Origin of the sequence: Staphylococcus massiliensis (genome assembly GCF_043186315.1) — a bacterium.
In the GTDB taxonomy this organism is placed as follows: Bacteria; Bacillota; Bacilli; order Staphylococcales; family Staphylococcaceae; genus Staphylococcus; species Staphylococcus massiliensis.
In genome coordinates, this window is sequence record NZ_CP171119.1 from 513,638 (window position 1) to 530,521 (window position 16,884).

Below are 16,884 nucleotides of genomic sequence, written 5' to 3' on the forward strand. Positions count from 1 at the left end.
GGTTAGATAGATATTACACAACTATATTCTTGAGTACAAATAGTAATTATAGTTACTTATCAAAAGAGGAATCTAGGATGACTGGAGAAGTGAAAAAAGATGTAGACCTTTTAGTGATAGGAGCAGGGTCTGGAGGTTATGTGGCGGCAATACGTGCTGCCCAGTTAGGAAAAAAGGTGGTACTGGTTGATAAGGCGGAGTTAGGAGGAGTTTGCCTTAATCGAGGGTGTATCCCTTCAAAAGCTCTTATTAGTGCATCTGAACGAGTCAAACACATTAAACATGCCAATACAATGGGGCTTAAGGTTTCGGGTGAGGTTCAAGTTGATATGCCAGAAGTAGTAAAGTGGAAGGACGGAATCGTGAACAAGCTAACAGATGGGATCCGCACCTTGTTAAAAGGAAATGGTGTAGAGGTCATCAGTGGGGAAGCCTATCTCACTGAAGCACATATTGCAAAAATAAAAATAGCGGACGAGGAACAGATTTTTTCCTACAAAGATTTAATTCTTGCAATAGGTTCTTTGCCAGTCGAGTTAAAAAGTATGCCATTTGATCAAAAAAGAATCATTTCTTCAACGGAGGCATTGCAACTACAGGAAGTACCCAATCATTTAGTTGTGGTAGGTGGTGGTTATATCGGTTTAGAGTTAGGTACTGCTTATGCAAAGTTTGGGGCAAAAGTGACCATCCTTGAGGGATCGGATACAATTTTGTCCGGGACAGATCCTATCCTAACAAAAACAGTAAAACGTCATTTAAAGGAAATTGGAATCACTGTTATAACGGATGCCCTTGTTCAAGGTGGAGAAAATACAGGCGATGAAGTTAACGTCCATGTTCAAGTTGATGGAAAGGAAGAAATTATTCAAGGTGATTATTGCTTAGTTTCTATTGGGAGAAAACCAAACACAGGTAAAATTGGTCTGGAAAATATCGGAGTAGTATTAGACGACCAAGGATTTATTAAGATAAATAACAAATGTCAAACAAACATTGAACATGTTTATGCAATAGGGGATTGTGCTGGTGGTGACCTCCTTGCTCATAAAGCTAGTTATGAAGCAAAGATAGCAGCCGAAGTGATCAGTGGTCAAAATAGTGTGATTGATTTTCAAGCGATGCCTTTTGTTATCTTCAGCGATCCTGAAGTAGCCTATACAGGTTTAACAGAGAAGGAAGCAAAGGAAAAAGGATACGAAACAGTATCCGGTCGTTTTCCATTCCAAGCAAATGCTAGGGCGTTATCTGTCTCGGATGCAGATGGCTTTGTACAAGTTGTAGCCGAAAAGAATACGAAAAGAGTGTTAGGAGTACAGATGGTTGGACCAGAGGTATCCTCTCTGATTGCAGAGGCTGTTTTTGCGATTGAGGCTGGGGCAAATGCGGAAGATCTTAGCCTTACGATTCATGCTCATCCTACCTTACCAGAGCCACTTATGGAAGCAGCAGAAGGTGTGATGGGACATGCTATACACACGTTGAATAAAAAGCAATAATGTGAATGCAGGCCAACCTGCACTTTTTCATAAGTGCAGGTTGAATTTTTATTAATGGATGGAGACTCATGCACATTTTGTATTGATAGATGTATTACTGTATAAAATTCCTGATGGTATGGATTAATCACTATTCATGAATTTCTAATGAACTGGGTTAATACAAATTATGAAATATATCCAATCGTTTTTCTGACTGTTTATGTACGATGAAGGAGTTGATATAAATGAATTTAATTTTAACTATTCTCTCTGCTTTAGGTTCTTTTATAGTAACCAATGTCGATGATATTTTTGTCTTGATGTTACTGTTCTCTCAAGCAAGGTCACAAACTAAAACGGGTAACAGTGGAATAGTTAGCATGGAGTCGAAAGGAAACCGTATTTATCCAAGAGATATAGTCATTGGCCAATATCTTGGTTTTGCACTTTTAGTTTTAATCAGTCTTTTAGCAACATTTGGAGTAACACTCATTCCTGATCAGTGGGTAGGTTTGCTAGGATTAATACCGATATATCTAGGAGTAAAACTCTTTATAAAGGGTGAAGATGAGGATGAAGGTAACATTCTTTCCAGCTTAAACAAATTTAATAAGTTCTATTTAAGTGTAGCCTTTATCACATTCGCCAATGGCGGAGACAATATTGGAATTTATGTTCCATTCTTTTCTACCTTAAATAACAACCAACTGATAATTACAGTTGTTACTTTCTTTATAATGGTTGCTGTCTGGTGTTTAATTGGCTATCGTCTAGCAAGGTTCAGATATGTTTCTGAAACACTTGAGAAATACGGCCGCTGGATTATCCCAATTGTGTTTATAGGATTAGGAATATATATTATGGTGGAGAACGAAACTTTCCGCGCCATTTTGAGTTTAGTGAATTAAAAATTTCTCAAAAGTACCTCTGATTTACAGTAGGACTTTGATATTTAGAGTAAATATTTATCCTCTGACAAATAATTCTATGGATACGCTCATCGGTTCTGTTGCAAAGTAAAAAAATAAAGCTAACCATTAATTTATCATATCAGTGTTCGCTTAACTTGCTAGCATGATGCTAATTTCGTGGCATGGCGAAAATCCGTAGATCTGAAGAGACCTGCAGTTCTTTTTATATAGAGCGTAAATACATTCGATACCTTTTAAAGTATTCTTTGCCGTATTGATACTTTGATACTTTGTCTTTCTTACTTTAATATGACGGTGATCTTGCTCAATGAGGTTATTCAGATATTTCGATGTACAATGACAGTCAGGTTTAAGTTTAAAAGCTTTAATTACTTTAGCCATTGCGACCTTCGTTAAAGGTGCCTGATCTGTAATTACCTTTTGAGGTTTAGCAAATTGTTTAATGAGACGTTTGATAAACGCATATGCTGAATGATTATCTCGTTGCTTACGCAACCAAATATCTAATGTATGTCCCTCTGCATCAATGGCACGATATAAATAGCTCCATTTTCCTTTTATTTTGATGTACGTCTCATCAATACGCCATTTGTAATAAGCTTTTTTATGCTTTTTCTTCCAAATTTGATACAAAATTGGGGCATATTCTTGAACCCAACGGTAGACCGTTGAATGATGAACGTTTACACCACGTTCACTTAATATTTCAGATATATCACGATAACTCAATGCATATCTTAGATAGTAGCCAACGGCTACAGTGATAACATCCTTGTTAAATTGTTTATATCTGAAATAGTTCATACAGAAGACTCCTTTTTGTTAAAATTATACTATAAATTCAACTTTGCAACAGAACCGAGTTGTCTCTATAAGCGTGATTATGCACAATTAAGCCAGCTGACTTTAGGATACATGTTGTCAAAGTTGAAGTGAGACTTGAAAAGTAAATGATTATAAGTTAGATTGTAAGTAATCGCTAAAACATTATGAAACGAAAATTTAATAGATAGAAACCACTGGAAGTGCCTTTGATAAAGGCTGAGACCGAAGTAATAACTGAGGGATTCCTAGAACCTGATCCAGTTCGCACTGGCGTAGGAAAGTGTCGTTTTCTATGATAAATGTAATCATACAACGTTATTTTTCCACCAGGAAAAGTAACGTTTTTTTATTTGAGGTGAAAATATTGTTTATTGCTATTACACCATATCAAGATTTGTCTAAATCACATATTAAGCATTACTGTGAAATCGAAGGCGTTATCGATTACTTATTAATAAGAGTGCCAATGAATACTGAAGAAGTCATTCAGTGGGTTCACGGATTACTAAAAAATGAGTTTCCTAAGGATAAGATTATTGTTCATAGTGATATCAATGTAATCATACAATGTGACTTGTCGGCAATTCATTTTAGGGAAAGTGATCCTTATATTGAGGAGGTACAAGCTAGTTATCCCGATATGCAAATAAGTATGTCTACGCACCATAAAGATGCTATTGCTAACGCTAAATATTTAGGGCTAGATTTTGTATTATTTGGACACGTATTCGAGACGTCATCTAAACCTCAACAAACACCTAGAGCAAAGTCGGAGGTTGAAGAAGCGCTACAAATTGATATTCCGATTATTGCAATTGGAGGTATTAATCAACATACTTTATCTTCTTTACCTAATGGATTTTCAGGAATAGCCGGTATTTCTGTTTTTAATCAATATTCGAAAGAAAAACTTATAAACATGAAGGAAGTGTGGGATGGACATGTATGATGTCATTATTATTGGATCGGGAGTCATGGGCATGTCAATCGCACGTGGGTTAAGTCAGTCTTTTGCGAATATAGCTGTGATAGATAGAGATGAAGCAGGTAAGCATGCATCTTATAAAGCAGGTGGGATGTTAGGCGCGCAAAATGAATTCACCAAAAATAGTGCTTTGTTTAGTTTGGCAACAATTTCTCAAAAGATGTTCAAACCTCTAAGAGATAGTTTGTTGGAAGAGGTTGGCGTGGATATTGAGTATTTAAATAGTGGATTAATAAAATTGGCTACGAACCATTATGATAATAAAAAGATTGAACAGCAATATCAATTTTTAAGACAACATTTTGCATCTGTAGAACGTCTTAGTCCTACTGATGTTCAACACATGTCCAACGGTGCTATAACTTCAAAACATACAAATGGTATTTATATGCCTGAAGATAATCAAATCAATGCAAACCGCTATACTAAAGGGTTGTTGAAGTCATTATCAAATAGACATATAGATAGAATATACCAAACAACTGTAACCCATATTGAATCCATAAAAGATGGGTACCGTGTGGAGACACGAAATGGAGCTTATTATACTGAAAAGTTAATTGTCACAGGAGGCGCTTGGACAGGAAAACTTTTACAGCAATATTTACCTTGTGAAACGGTTATTGGGGTAAAAGGAGAAGCGCTATTGGTAGAACAACCTGATTTAAACTTGAATATTACCATGTTTCTGACTAATGGTTGTTACGTCATTCCAAAATTAAAAAATAGATATTTAATCGGTGCAACAAGTTACTTTAATGATTATTCAGTTGGGGTGTCTAATTCTGGTAAATCATGGCTTAAATCACAAGCTTTGCACTATATACCAGATTTGAAAAATGGAAAAATCATAAACCAATGGTCAGGTATACGGCCTTATTGTCAAAACGAACAGCCTATTATGGATGAAGTGGATAAAGACTTATTTGTCATTGCTGGCCATTATCGCAATGGAATTTTACTTTCGCCTTTAATAGGTGAGTTGATGAGTCAATGGATTATCAGTGGGCATAGGCCGAAACAATTGTATGATTTTCAGATTAGGAGAGATGAACGAAATGAAATGTAAGATTAATGGTGACGTATTTAACTTTGAACAACCAATTAATATACAAGAAATAATTCAATCATTGGGACTGGATGAAACACGTATTATTGTAGAGCATAATGAAACATTAATTAAGCGAGAACAATTTACATCTCGCATAGTCAATGATGAAGATAACTTAGAATTATTAGAATTTGTAGGAGGCGGTTAATATGTTTAAAATAGGCAACTTTACATTAAATTCAAGATTATTATTAGGTACAGGAAAATTTGATAATGAAGAGATACAAACTCAGGCTATTGCAGCAGCAGAAACAGAAGTATTAACTTTTGCAGTGAGACGCATGAATTTATATGACAAAGATTTACCAAATCCATTAGCAAAAGTTGATTTATCGAAATTCATCACATTTCCAAATACAGCTGGAGCTAAGACAGCTAAAGAAGCAGTTCGTATAGCAGAAATTGCTAATCATGCAGGTGTTTGTGACATGATTAAGGTAGAAGTCATTGGTGATGACGAAACATTACTGCCAGACCCATTAGAAACATATGAAGCATGCAAAGTGTTACTGGAAAAAGGTTACACGGTCTGTCCATATATATCTAATGATGTTGTCTTAGCGAAACGCTTAGAAGAGTTAGGCGTTCATGCAATTATGCCACTTGCCTCTCCTATTGGTACAGGGAGAGGAATCAATAATCCATTAAATTTGCGCTATATTATTGAACGTGTCAATGTACCAGTAATCGTAGATGCAGGTATTGGCTCACCTAAGGATGCTTGTCATGCAATGGAATTAGGTGCTGATGGTATTTTACTTAATACGGCAATATCAAGTGCAGCGGATCCTGTGAAAATGGCAGAAGCAATGAATAAAGGGGTTAGTGCCGGAAGATTGAGTTATGAAGCAGGAAGAATACCTGTGAAGTATACAGCACAAGCATCGAGTCCAACTGAAGGAATTGGGTTCTTATGATAGAGCGCTACAATCGACAAGTAAGATATCATCAGTTTGGTGAGTACGGTCAAAGCCAACTTCAAAAAACTCACGTCATGATTATGGGTGCAGGTGCACTTGGTAGTCACAGCGCAGAAATGTTAGTAAGGATGGGGGTAGGCTCACTTACTGTAATAGATATGGATATTGTTGAATTATCCAATTTACATAGACAAGCGTTATATGATGAGTTGGATGCAGAAAAGATGTTACCTAAAGTTGAAGCATTAAAGCATAAGTTGAATCAAATAAATAGTAACGTACAAGTAATAGCAATTGATCGTGAAATAACAAATTTAAATATTGAAAATCTATTATCGACATATCATCCGGATATTGTTATAGATGGTATGGATCATTTTAAAATAAGATATTTAATTAATGAATCTTGTAACAAGCAAAATATACCTTGGATTTACGGTGCTGCAGTTGGTAGTAAAGGTACTGTTTATGGTATCGATGGTTCTGTTGCAAAGTCAGAAAAAATATAACTAATTATCATTTTAACATGGTAGTATTCCCTTAACTGGCCAACATGTGACTAATTTCGTAGCACGGCGAAAATCCGTAGATTTGAAGAGACCTACGGTTCTTTTTATATAGACTATAAATACATTCAATACCTTTGAGTGTATTCTTTGCCGTATTGACGCTTTGATATCTCGTCTTTCTCACTTTAATATGACGGTGATCCTGCTCAATGAGGTTATTAAGATATTTAGATGTACAATGACAGTCGGGATTAAGTTTAAAATCTTTAATCAACTTAGACATTGCCACCTTCGTCGAAGGTGCCTGGTCTGTAATTATCATTTGAGGTTTACCAAATTGTTTAATAAGTCGCTTAATAAACGCATATGCTGAATGATTATCTCGTTTCTTACGTAACCAAATATCCAATGTATGACCATCTGCATCAATGGCACGATATAAATAGCACCATTTTCCTTTTATTTTAATGTATGTCTCATCAACGCGCCATTTATAATAAGCTTTTTTATGCTTTTTCTTCCAAATTTGATACAAAATAGGAGCATATTCTTGAACCCAACGGTAGATCGTTGAATGATGAACGTTAACGCCGCGTTCTCTTAGTATTTCAGATATATCACGATAACTAAGCGCGTATCTTAAGTAATAGCCAACGGCTACAGTTATTACATCTTTATTAAATTGCTTATATCTAAAATAATTCATAGAGAACGCTCCTTTTTTGTTAAAATTATACTATAAAATTAACTTTGCAACAGAACCATAATAATGCTCTAAAATTCCAAGCGCTTGAAGAATTACCTACACAAATCAAGACTTATTTAAGTAATTTTGAAATTAAAGACATCCGTATTATTAAAAGTGTTTTACTCAAAGGGAAAAAGTCATTTAATAATGCACATGATACATATTATCGTTTAGAGGACGTTGAATTTGAACTTGTGAGTGTTTTAAAACGTTTTAAAGCCATGTTGATACAAAAAAATGAAAATGTTGAAGCGATGCAAGGCTATTTAATGCAATCAATTAAAGCTGAACTTGAAGAAATACATGCATTAAATATGCGTCGCCAAAATATACCTAAATACAATATCTTTAATCAATAATTCAAATAAGCTTCTAACAAGTAAAATAATTTTAAAATATTTGATAATGTCAGGTTCTATTTTGAAATTGTTGACATAACTGGATTATTCAAATTTGATTTTATATGTAAATAATATCTAAAAATTCGCCATTCGTTAGAAATAAACAACAAATGTAACGGTTTAAATTTATAAATGATAGGGAGTTCCAATCAAATTAGCGAAACATGAGAAATGGTTTTGAATTATTACGAGTACTATGTATAAAAGATACGAATACATGTATATTAAGTGACATGAGCCAATCAGTTTATATATCACATAAAATACATGTAAAGTACGTAATAAATGTCATATGTATATACTCTTATTTGTCTCGTATTTGTGTTTTAAAGGGCAAAATTAAATGGATAGAAAAAACTATGTGAGATTAGAATTTGCTCTAAATACCCCTTTAAAATGCAAAATAATGATATTTAAAATTCGGAAAAATAAAAAGATCCTAGAGAAATTTCTAGAATCTTTATTTGGCATAATGACTCATAGATATTTATTTTTGTATTATCAATAAAGGTTTATGCCTCAATAATTTTTCGAAGTATGTTTCATTAATTTTTCAAAATCAGTATCGCTAATATTTGATTGAGTAAGTGTGATTTAGTGGCCGTCTGGATCTTTGATTGTCATTTCTTTAGCGTTCCATGGTTGGTCTTCTAATTGAGTTACTATAAATTTTGATGAGATATGTTGTGATTTATCTTCGATATCTTTGACTAAGATATTGAGATATATTGAATTGCCAACTTCAAAATCTGTTTGAACAATTAAGATTAAATCTTGATGTTTTTCTAGTCTTAAATGATTCATAAGCACTTCATTTTTATCATTTCTAAATTTAAAAACACTTTTAAAGCCAAGTGTTTTTTCATACCATTTTTCTGATTTCTCAATGTCTTTAACTAGGACTTTGTTAAACATAGGCATTTGGTAAAACTCTATCGTTTTCACCTCTTTTTATTAATTGTAATGTATTACGCTGCGTTAATGTCAAGAAAGAGTAAGCTGAGAAACAGGTTTCTTCTCGTCTTGATACATGATATCCATTTTAATTAAACATGTGACGCCTTGAATCCAAATATTTTGCGAAAAAATATGTTCGCTGAATAATCAAATGTAAATAGGATGGATGGTGTTGCCGCGCATACATCACTAGACTTTGAAATTCTGTAAAATCTTGGTTCTCAATAATATCAATAATCTTATTAAATATTTCGGACTGACCTTGATCTAATAAAAATTGATTTAAGTCAAAACCACAACCACTTTCAATATCGTTGATGTCATAAGGGGTTTTATCTGTATTAGACGCATGAATAAAATAATCAAACATGCCCTTAGGGGACATAATTATTTCAATATGACTAGGTGTATTTAAGTGTTGTTGAAGTAATTCAGAGACTTGGGAATAACTTTTTAAAGAATCAAAAAACAAAGCTCCATGTTTATGTGACTTCTTAATTTCTCCTGTCGAGTGATCAATATCTTGATTATGCCACGGACTTAAAATATAGGGGATATGCATTTGTTCCAAAATATCTCGGTAGTTAGATGGCGAGCTCTCTTCATATATTAAGAAAGCCCACTTATTTGAACGTTTATCTTTTGACATCATCAACATCCTTTCTGTGATTATTGATTAATGATGCCATGGGGGTCGTAGTAACCCCATGGCACTGTTAAGATACACATGCGCTTGTGTTTATCACTTCGTGTACCACAACGCATGTGTATCTTAACGTTTGTGGCCTGCAAACCATAGATAACGATGATGACGTTGAGGTTTTGAAAAGTAATAATTCGGGTGCATATGTGTAATTTCTTCATGAATTTGAGGTTCAATCTTTTTTAATATATCGTGAGCTTGCTGTTTCCGGGGAATTTTAATTGCCACACGGACTTCATTTTGACGAACATCAACGAGCGATTTTCCAACCATTTTATTAAAGTATTGCTGGACAGAATTTGTTTTACTTTTGCCGTTATTTTGCCAATCCTGAGTCGTGTCTGTGTCAACATCTTGTTTAAGATAATGTCGTAAAACCATTGTGTGATAAACAGATTTGATATGATTCGTGAGTTGATCTTTCAATAAACGAATCATTAAATCGATAACTATTAACATCAATGCTAAGACTAATAAGTAAAATGTAAGTTGATATACACCATTTGAAATGATTGTGATATAGTGTGTGACGTTTCGCGTATCGATAATATCAATTTGAGACACAATAAAGTTTAATAGGACAAAGAGTTTACTAACCATAACTGTCAAAATAGCGAACAGGAACAAGTAAATGATAATATCATACACACGCATGAAATAGGTTTTCCTCATCACAATACACCTGCTTTCGTATAGTAAGTCGGACATAACAAGGGTAAGACTTGATAGGGAGATTCACTATCAATCACTTGGATTAGACCTGTCCCTTTACCAATGGGTATCACAATACCTTCTGGATCTAAATCGGGGAATAAAAATTGTGTGGTTTTTTTATTAATATTACCGATTTGAATCAGCACATTGAGTTGTTCTCTAACGGAAACCGGGATGGTTTGATGATCAAATCGTTGAGACACCAGTAATAAATGAACTTTGGTGGCACGACCTAATAAAGCAATTTGAGATAGTAATGAAAAGAACGCGTCTTTAATGGTCTTATTCACACCTTCAGCTAAAGCGAGCACTTCATCAATCACAATGGTTAGGTGATCAAATTGATAGTCTGGATCGTCATAAAGAATGGTTTGTCGTTGTTGAATAACTTGAAGGCAATGACTTAAGTTTTCATTAATTTCAGATAAAAAATCAGACTTAGATCGATTTTGATGAGGGTGAATCACAGTAATATCATGAATACGTGCCCAACGGCTCGGTGTATCAAACTTAGGGTCAACAATAATGAGTTCTGATATCGGTTTTAATACACTTAGTAAGTACGTCAGCATATAAGATTTACCACTGCCTGAATTACCTGCGATCGCTATAGATGTAATGTTTTGATAGTTTAAAGTTAATTGTTTCATGATCGGAATTTGTTGATTCGTTAGAGACGACGTAAAACGATCTAAATCAGAAATCACTAAGCGTTCTGATATCCCTTGTTGCCATGGGAAAAACAAAGCGCGTTGCGTATGAATATCGTCGGTATCCATAGGTACGAAATACGCAGAATTCTGTTTTAACAATGTGAATTTGGGATATAAAGCTGCACTCGCAATGAGAAATATTTTTTGATATAAGTCATCGTCCACAATATAGCCTGCAGGCAGGCGAGGAAGAAAGTAAAAACCTTCTTCCGTGACCTTGCAGGTGAAACTATTGGTATAACTGGTTTCGCCTTGCATCATGGATCCTAGTGCCATATTTAAGCTTTGTAGGAGATATTGTTCGAGCTCTTTGGCTGTCATTATTTAACCTCCTTCAGATCTGAAGCTTTGAAGTAAACATCATAACGGACTTCACAAGCTTCTAAATGATCAAAAGTAATGACGCTCATATAATTAGGTAATGTCACTTCATTTTCGAATTTAACTGTGAAGGGCGGTAAGCCTTCTTGAACAAACCAGGCTTTATACGCAATAATTTCTCCGGTAGGCTGATTATTCTCAAAACGCTGTTGCGGATAAAGTTCTGTACTTAAGCTATAAATGGGTTTTTTATTATCAATATAATTGGAAGCTATTTCAGTTGAATAGCCACCTTTTTTGAAATTAGATTGAATTTTCATGTGAAACATCCTTTCTATCCTATTGATGCGCATCGTTTAGGAAATATAAATAGAATTAATCAAAGATATCTGTGATTGATTAAATTTTCGCAAATGAAGTGATAAAATAATAGGTGAAAAAATTTATTCGGTTTTTGGAGGTAATAGCGTGATTATCATTAATAACAAAGGAATCAATGACTTAGATTTTAATTATTGGATGAATAATCAATTAACTGATGACAATATCGAAGAAATTTTAGAGGGGTCTGATTTAAGTATGGAACAAGAAATTTTTAAAAGTAATTATAAAAAATTCTTGGAGATAGATGGCAAAAAGGAAAGATGGTATTCTCTGGAAGAAGCTGCGTATATTATTAATGGGAATTATTTTTCAATTTATGAGGAAGATAGCAAAAAGCGAAGTGTCACAACAGACTATGTAAAAAATAAAAGTAATGATATCTTAAATAATATAGAAAATGGAACAAACCAAAATTGGAATAAATATCATTACCCACAAAAAAGGAAGTTTGCATTCAAAAAAGTAAAGTATGTTAATGAAGATATGATCGATGAAATATTAAGAGATGATGTAACAAAACCTGAAAAAATAAAACGAGGTAATATATCAATCGAAGAGTTGCTACCTAATCAAAATAGAATAGCAAAATATATTAGACAGAATGAGAATATACATAATAAAAGTATAATGATAGATTACCTAAATCAATTAAGTGATACACTGGCAAAATCATTAGACGACGTACGTTATTTTTCAAATAAACTATCATTATTTAAATCTGTTATTAAAGATTCTAGAGAAATAGCACAAAATATACATAGGGATCACGATATAGATAATAAAGAAAAATATGAACTTCTGAAAAAAGAATATAGTAATTTTTTAGAAAACTGTATACGTTTTTCTAATGAATATTTAGATATACTAGATATCAAAAATATTTTTAATATTTTTGATACTAAGAAAATTGTTTTAAATCTGTCTTATTATACGAAAATGTGGGAGGTTCCTGATATTAATAATGAACAACCGATAAATAATAATTTACAAAAGTTTGTTGATTTGAAAAAGAAGAAGTATTTAAATAATGTACATTGGAGTAAAAATAAGATACTTAAACAATTAAATGAAATTGAAGTTAAACCCGTTACTTTAAAAGATGGTACTAGTGAAACAGAACGCGTGGCAGAGTGGATGTATAGAAATAAAACAAAAGTTGTTTATGAAATTATAAATAAAGAATTTGATGATGTTTATGATTTACTTAACGGTATGTTGAAGTCTGAATACACAGAACTTATGGGCTATATGAGAATATGGCATAACTTAAGCAAAAATTTATAAGTCTTAGTAACCTGTTATACACTTTAATTGGAGGAGTTAACGTGTATTTCAAAAATATGGATTTCTTGATTGACCTATACAAGAATTTTAACGAAGTAGGGATTTTTGCAGTAATATATATTATATATGCGCTTATTCAAATTCTAAGTCAAAATATTTTATATAAAAGACAAAAGATGGAAAGAGTAAAAACACTGATAATCAATATAATTTTATACATATTTATAACACTAGTAGCATTAATGTACTTGTTAGCAATGATTTTTTATTCACTCAGTGCATATCCTAAAGAAGAAGTGATTAAATATATAACAGATTGGGATAAAATTAGTTTGCCAGCTATATTACTTGTTCTTTATTCGTTATTATTCCCTATTTTTATATTTCCATTTGTAGGAAAACGACGTAGAAAAAACTATTTTGCAGAAAATGTAAATAATTGTATTATTGAAAGAGAAATTATAGATAGAGTGAGTATTAATGGTAGAGATAAATTAATTCTAAAAGATGCCTTAGGATATCAGACAGAAAAAGATATAACAGGAATAAAGGATTTAAAAATTAGTACATCTCAAAAAAAATCTTGGTTAACGTTAGAAGACATTAAAATAGCTACGATGAGTCTAAGAGATAAACAATTACTGTTAAAAATGATTATAGGTTTAATAATATTTGGGGTCCCTACAGGGTATTTTGTGTGGAACTTCATCAGTGTCGTTGATGATTGGGATAGAATAATGCACGCAAATGATATATTTATGTATATGGGTCTTTTCACGTTACCATTAATGGTAACAGTTGAGTTATATGTAGTTGCATTTATTATTACCAAAAATTTATTTAAAAAGAAAAAATGATAACAAATTTAGATTAAGAGAAAATAACTTATCAAAGGTCGTATATTAGAACATGATATATATAGTTCGCCTATCTATCAAGAATCAATCTAGTCGCAGAGAGGGATCATTACTTTGCTAATCATTTTCGTTAATTGGACTATAACATTGGTTGGTGGAGAAATGTAAAAGACTATTATTATTGATTTTGTAGGATTTTTTTGGTTAATAAGTCTTTTCTTATACTATCAACAATACGGTAATTAGCTTGTCAAAGGATTTTACTCTTTCCAATCAATTGTGGATTTGTATCGGTGTAGAAAGTATTTTGTACCAAGCGTCTACCTGCTTTATTTCTAATGAAAAATCAGTTAGTAAATCTTTAATCATTTTTCTCTTAGAAAACCAATTTGAACGGTTCTGAGAAATATAATATAAAGATAAAAAATTGACATATGATTTATACAGTGCTAAAATTTAAAATGTATATAGGAGAGGTCTTGCCACAAGTAGACATTGAAAAAATAGAGAGTCCATGCTAAAAGTTGGAATTGAAAAAATGGAGAGGTCTTGCCACAAGTAGACATTGAAAAGCGACCAAATATTTGGTCGCTTTATTTTTATACTGTAGGAGAAATTATGAAATTATACTATGTTGATGAAGATTATATTAATGAATTAAGAAATGTAGATGAGAGAGTATTATTAAATAAATCCACTCGTCCTTATTTAGGAGTTGTATTATCTATTAATGATCTTAATTATTTTGTCCCCTTAAGTTCCCCTAAAGAAAATAAAAAACTAAATAATCAACTATCAATAAAATTGTTTGAGGTTAATAATATTCAAAATAGATTAGGATATCTATTATTTTTAAATATGATACCTGTTCCTGATAAATATCTTTCTAAAATAGATATGCAATACATAAAGGAGCAAGATTTAGAATATTATAACTTATTAACTAACCAATTAATTTTTATTAGGCAAGAAAATCAAAGAATCGTAAATAAAGCCCAAAAAGTATATAAAAATGCTGTGATAAAAAAAGTTTCATTTTTTGAATCAATGTGTGTAGATTATTTAGCATTGGAAAGATATGTGAAAGATTTAAAACAGTAAAAAAGATAATTCTGTCAATAATTCCCCTCAACATACTCAGAAGAATTTTAGTGTAAAGTCTTTGTAATTGTCTATCTTAGTTAATTAGATGTTTACTATTATTTCTATATTAATATATAGCTAAAATTAATAAAATAGAAGTCATTAGCTGAATTACTTATGAATCAAAATAAATTTTATATACAAAATGTCATTTTTGAGTACGCTCTAAATAAACAAAAATAGTCCTCTTATTAAAATAAGAGGACTATTTTTGTTTAAAATTATTCAAGACCATTCGCTTTCTAACATACTCATTTGCCATAAATTATAATATTCTCCATTTAATTTTCTAAAGTCTCTTTTTTCTCCTTCTTTTATAAATCCAATCTTTTTGTAACTTTTAATAGCTGATTTATTAAAGGCAAAAACACCTAATTCAATTCTGTGTAGTCCCAAATCTTCAAAAGCCTTTTTCAATAATTTCTTTATTATTTTAGGGCCTAATCCTTGGCCACGCATTTGCGGATCACCTACTAAAACTTTACTTAACGTGGCGGAACAATTTTTAAAATCTATATTATTTAAAGCAATATGACCTATAATTTTTTTTGAATTATTTTCTTCAATGATAACTTTATAAATTATTTTACTAGAATTTTCTTTATTTGTGTCTTTAATATATTCCTTTAATTGTTCTTCATCTAGGGGATAATTAAAATCTGTACCTGCCCATTTGACTAAAAGTTCAGGAGAGTTTATCCAGTTTATTAATAAATCAAAATCTTTCTCCTCAAAATATTCAAACTTAATCAATAAATTACTCCTTAAATAATAGGTTATTAACTATAAAAATTCAGTGAATGTTGCAATATAAACAACCACTACAATTTTTTGATACTTTCTTCATCAACTTTCTATCTTAAATTTTCGATTTTTTATAAAGCGTTTTGTATTATCTAAATAACTCTTTACAATTTACTGATTTTTAAGCTTTTGCTAATAGATTTATGCAACTTTAATATTATAAGTAAATCTATGCACTTCATCATTAAATTTAAATTCTGCCCAAATTTTATACATCCCTTTTTTAGGAAAATGAGCATAAAAGGTTGTAGAATCAGGTGATTCTGGGTGAACATGAATATAATCAGTTAATTGCTCATCAAATATAATCACATGTCCTAAAGCTCCTAAATAAGGTTGGGGAGTTAATTCTGTATTGAAAGTTAAAGGGACATGTTCATCTTCTTTAGCACTTATAGAATTTAAAGTTACATGAACTCCTTTGTTAACTTTTACCCAATTTTTATCAGAATTTAAAGATGTTGTAGAGGTTATTTTATCTCCAATTTGCAGTTCAATAGGATGAACGGAATACACATGGTTTTTTGGTGTAACATCAACAAAAGCCTGGTAAGTTCCTGGCTCTAATTGTTGGTTAATTATAAATAAACCTTCATGCTTTTTTTGAGGGTGTAGGTGGTAATATTTCTCCATGTCATTAGATACTAAAACGAAATGCATTTCTTTTTCATGCATAGTATCTAATAATGGGGCATTATTAAATTCATCTTCTAACGTAATTTCTATATTACCATCTCTATATACAACATTTGCTTTAATTTCGGGTTTGTTTGAATGATATTCATGATTATGATTCATATTTTTATCCTCCTTAATTTTTAATAAGGGCATATCATTAAACGATATGCCCAACTATTTAAATTATTTAATTACATCGTAACCTTGATCTTCAATAGCTTCTTTAAAGTCGTTGAAAGCTACTTGATTTTCATCAAATTCAACTTCCACATTCCCATTCGCCAAGCTTACTTCTGAAGATGTTACACCATCTAATCCATTTAATGCTTTTTCAATTGAATGCTTGCAATGGTCACAGCTCATACCTTCTACATTAATAACTTCGTTAGTCAATGTTGTCACCTCCTTTCAAGA

The 16,884-nt window shown here is 31.9% G+C and carries 18 protein-coding genes, 3 pseudogenes and 1 riboswitch; of the genes and pseudogenes, 11 read left to right on the top strand and 10 right to left on the bottom strand.

Features of this window, described 5'->3' with window-relative positions:
- Window positions 1-77 precede the first annotated feature (77 nt).
- Window positions 78-1,499 carry a dihydrolipoyl dehydrogenase gene (gene lpdA, locus ACF3N8_RS02425; RefSeq protein WP_392450182.1) on the top strand — a complete coding sequence of 474 codons (1,422 nt, stop codon included), beginning with the start codon at window positions 78-80 and terminating at the stop codon, window positions 1,497-1,499.
- A 227-nt stretch (window positions 1,500-1,726) separates the two neighbouring features.
- A complete protein-coding gene (locus ACF3N8_RS02430; RefSeq protein WP_238094328.1) occupies window positions 1,727-2,389 on the top strand; it encodes a CadD family cadmium resistance transporter in 663 nt (220 codons plus the stop codon).
- A 153-nt stretch (window positions 2,390-2,542) separates the two neighbouring features.
- On the opposite strand, the gene ACF3N8_RS02435 is transcribed toward ACF3N8_RS02430, so the two are convergent.
- Complete coding sequence (locus ACF3N8_RS02435) at window positions 2,543-3,217, bottom strand: IS6 family transposase (protein ID WP_392450184.1); 675 nt, start codon at window positions 3,215-3,217, stop codon at window positions 2,543-2,545.
- A gap of 207 nt (window positions 3,218-3,424) precedes the next feature.
- Window positions 3,425-3,534: riboswitch (TPP riboswitch) on the top strand.
- Here ACF3N8_RS02435 and ACF3N8_RS02440 point away from each other — a divergent pair.
- From ACF3N8_RS02440 to ACF3N8_RS02460, 5 genes and pseudogenes are all read left to right on the top strand, one after another.
- On the top strand, window positions 3,531-4,187 hold the full coding sequence (locus ACF3N8_RS02440; RefSeq protein ID WP_238101217.1) for a thiamine phosphate synthase: 657 nt from the start codon (window positions 3,531-3,533) through the stop codon (window positions 4,185-4,187). It overlaps the preceding riboswitch by 4 nt.
- Window positions 4,180-5,292, top strand: a complete 1,113-nt coding sequence (locus ACF3N8_RS02445; RefSeq protein WP_238101222.1) for an FAD-binding oxidoreductase — start codon at window positions 4,180-4,182, stop codon at window positions 5,290-5,292. The genes ACF3N8_RS02440 and ACF3N8_RS02445 overlap by 8 nt, the downstream gene beginning before the upstream one ends.
- The gene (gene thiS, locus ACF3N8_RS02450; protein ID WP_011304055.1) at window positions 5,282-5,482 is read left to right on the top strand and encodes a sulfur carrier protein ThiS; all 201 of its coding nucleotides are present in this window, start codon (window positions 5,282-5,284) and stop codon (window positions 5,480-5,482) included. The genes ACF3N8_RS02445 and thiS overlap by 11 nt, the downstream gene beginning before the upstream one ends.
- Before the next feature lies 1 nt (window position 5,483).
- Window positions 5,484-6,251 (top strand): thiazole synthase, encoded by a 768-nt coding sequence (locus ACF3N8_RS02455; RefSeq protein ID WP_238101215.1) that lies wholly within the window; start codon window positions 5,484-5,486, stop codon window positions 6,249-6,251.
- Window positions 6,248-6,733 (top strand): annotated as a pseudogene (locus ACF3N8_RS02460) (ThiF family adenylyltransferase); the annotation flags it as partial. The gene ACF3N8_RS02455 and the pseudogene ACF3N8_RS02460, both read left to right, overlap by 4 nt.
- A gap of 61 nt (window positions 6,734-6,794) precedes the next feature.
- On the opposite strand, the gene ACF3N8_RS02465 reads toward ACF3N8_RS02460, so the two are convergent.
- Window positions 6,795-7,469, bottom strand: a complete 675-nt coding sequence (locus ACF3N8_RS02465) for an IS6 family transposase (protein ID WP_392450160.1) — start codon at window positions 7,467-7,469, stop codon at window positions 6,795-6,797.
- A gap of 56 nt (window positions 7,470-7,525) precedes the next feature.
- Here ACF3N8_RS02465 and ACF3N8_RS02470 point away from each other — a divergent pair.
- Window positions 7,526-7,870 (top strand): annotated as a pseudogene (locus tag ACF3N8_RS02470) (replication protein); the annotation flags it as partial.
- A gap of 561 nt (window positions 7,871-8,431) precedes the next feature.
- On the opposite strand, the pseudogene ACF3N8_RS02475 reads toward ACF3N8_RS02470, so the two are convergent.
- From ACF3N8_RS02475 to ACF3N8_RS02495, 5 genes and pseudogenes are all read right to left on the bottom strand, one after another.
- Window positions 8,432-8,848 (bottom strand): annotated as a pseudogene (locus ACF3N8_RS02475) (VOC family protein).
- Between the two features lie 106 nt (window positions 8,849-8,954).
- Window positions 8,955-9,518 carry a replication protein gene (locus ACF3N8_RS02480; RefSeq protein ID WP_002485953.1) on the bottom strand — a complete coding sequence of 188 codons (564 nt, stop codon included), beginning with the start codon at window positions 9,516-9,518 and terminating at the stop codon, window positions 8,955-8,957.
- 123 nt (window positions 9,519-9,641) lie between these two features.
- Entirely contained in the window at window positions 9,642-10,226 is a 585-nt protein-coding gene (locus tag ACF3N8_RS02485) for a hypothetical protein (protein ID WP_002511328.1), read from the bottom strand.
- 17 nt (window positions 10,227-10,243) lie between these two features.
- Entirely contained in the window at window positions 10,244-11,320 is a 1,077-nt protein-coding gene (locus tag ACF3N8_RS02490) for a hypothetical protein (protein WP_000125496.1), read from the bottom strand.
- Window positions 11,320-11,640, bottom strand: coding sequence for a hypothetical protein (locus ACF3N8_RS02495; protein WP_000701704.1), 321 nt, complete (start codon window positions 11,638-11,640; stop codon window positions 11,320-11,322). The genes ACF3N8_RS02490 and ACF3N8_RS02495 overlap by 1 nt, the downstream gene beginning before the upstream one ends.
- Before the next feature lie 148 nt (window positions 11,641-11,788).
- Here ACF3N8_RS02495 and ACF3N8_RS02500 point away from each other — a divergent pair, with 148 nt between their 5' ends.
- The 3 genes from ACF3N8_RS02500 (at window position 11,789) to ACF3N8_RS02510 (ending at window position 14,946) form a co-directional block, all read left to right on the top strand.
- Complete coding sequence (locus ACF3N8_RS02500) at window positions 11,789-12,988, top strand: hypothetical protein (RefSeq protein WP_001831368.1); 1,200 nt, start codon at window positions 11,789-11,791, stop codon at window positions 12,986-12,988.
- Window positions 12,989-13,029: 41 nt separating this feature from the next.
- Entirely contained in the window at window positions 13,030-13,845 is an 816-nt protein-coding gene (locus ACF3N8_RS02505) for a hypothetical protein (RefSeq protein WP_001832799.1), read from the top strand.
- Window positions 13,846-14,394: 549 nt separating this feature from the next.
- On the top strand, window positions 14,395-14,946 hold the full coding sequence (locus ACF3N8_RS02510) for a type III toxin-antitoxin system ToxN/AbiQ family toxin (protein WP_002488419.1): 552 nt from the start codon (window positions 14,395-14,397) through the stop codon (window positions 14,944-14,946).
- A 267-nt stretch (window positions 14,947-15,213) separates the two neighbouring features.
- Here ACF3N8_RS02510 and ACF3N8_RS02515 read toward each other — a convergent pair whose 3' ends face one another.
- The 3 genes from ACF3N8_RS02515 to copZ all read right to left on the bottom strand — a co-directional run bounded on the left by ACF3N8_RS02515 (window position 15,214) and on the right by copZ (window position 16,863).
- Entirely contained in the window at window positions 15,214-15,741 is a 528-nt protein-coding gene (locus ACF3N8_RS02515; protein WP_001831394.1) for a GNAT family N-acetyltransferase, read from the bottom strand.
- 192 nt (window positions 15,742-15,933) lie between these two features.
- Entirely contained in the window at window positions 15,934-16,590 is a 657-nt protein-coding gene (locus ACF3N8_RS02520; RefSeq protein ID WP_001831384.1) for a hypothetical protein, read from the bottom strand.
- A gap of 63 nt (window positions 16,591-16,653) precedes the next feature.
- On the bottom strand, window positions 16,654-16,863 hold the full coding sequence (gene copZ, locus ACF3N8_RS02525) for a copper chaperone CopZ (RefSeq protein WP_001831373.1): 210 nt from the start codon (window positions 16,861-16,863) through the stop codon (window positions 16,654-16,656).
- Window positions 16,864-16,884 lie beyond the last annotated feature (21 nt).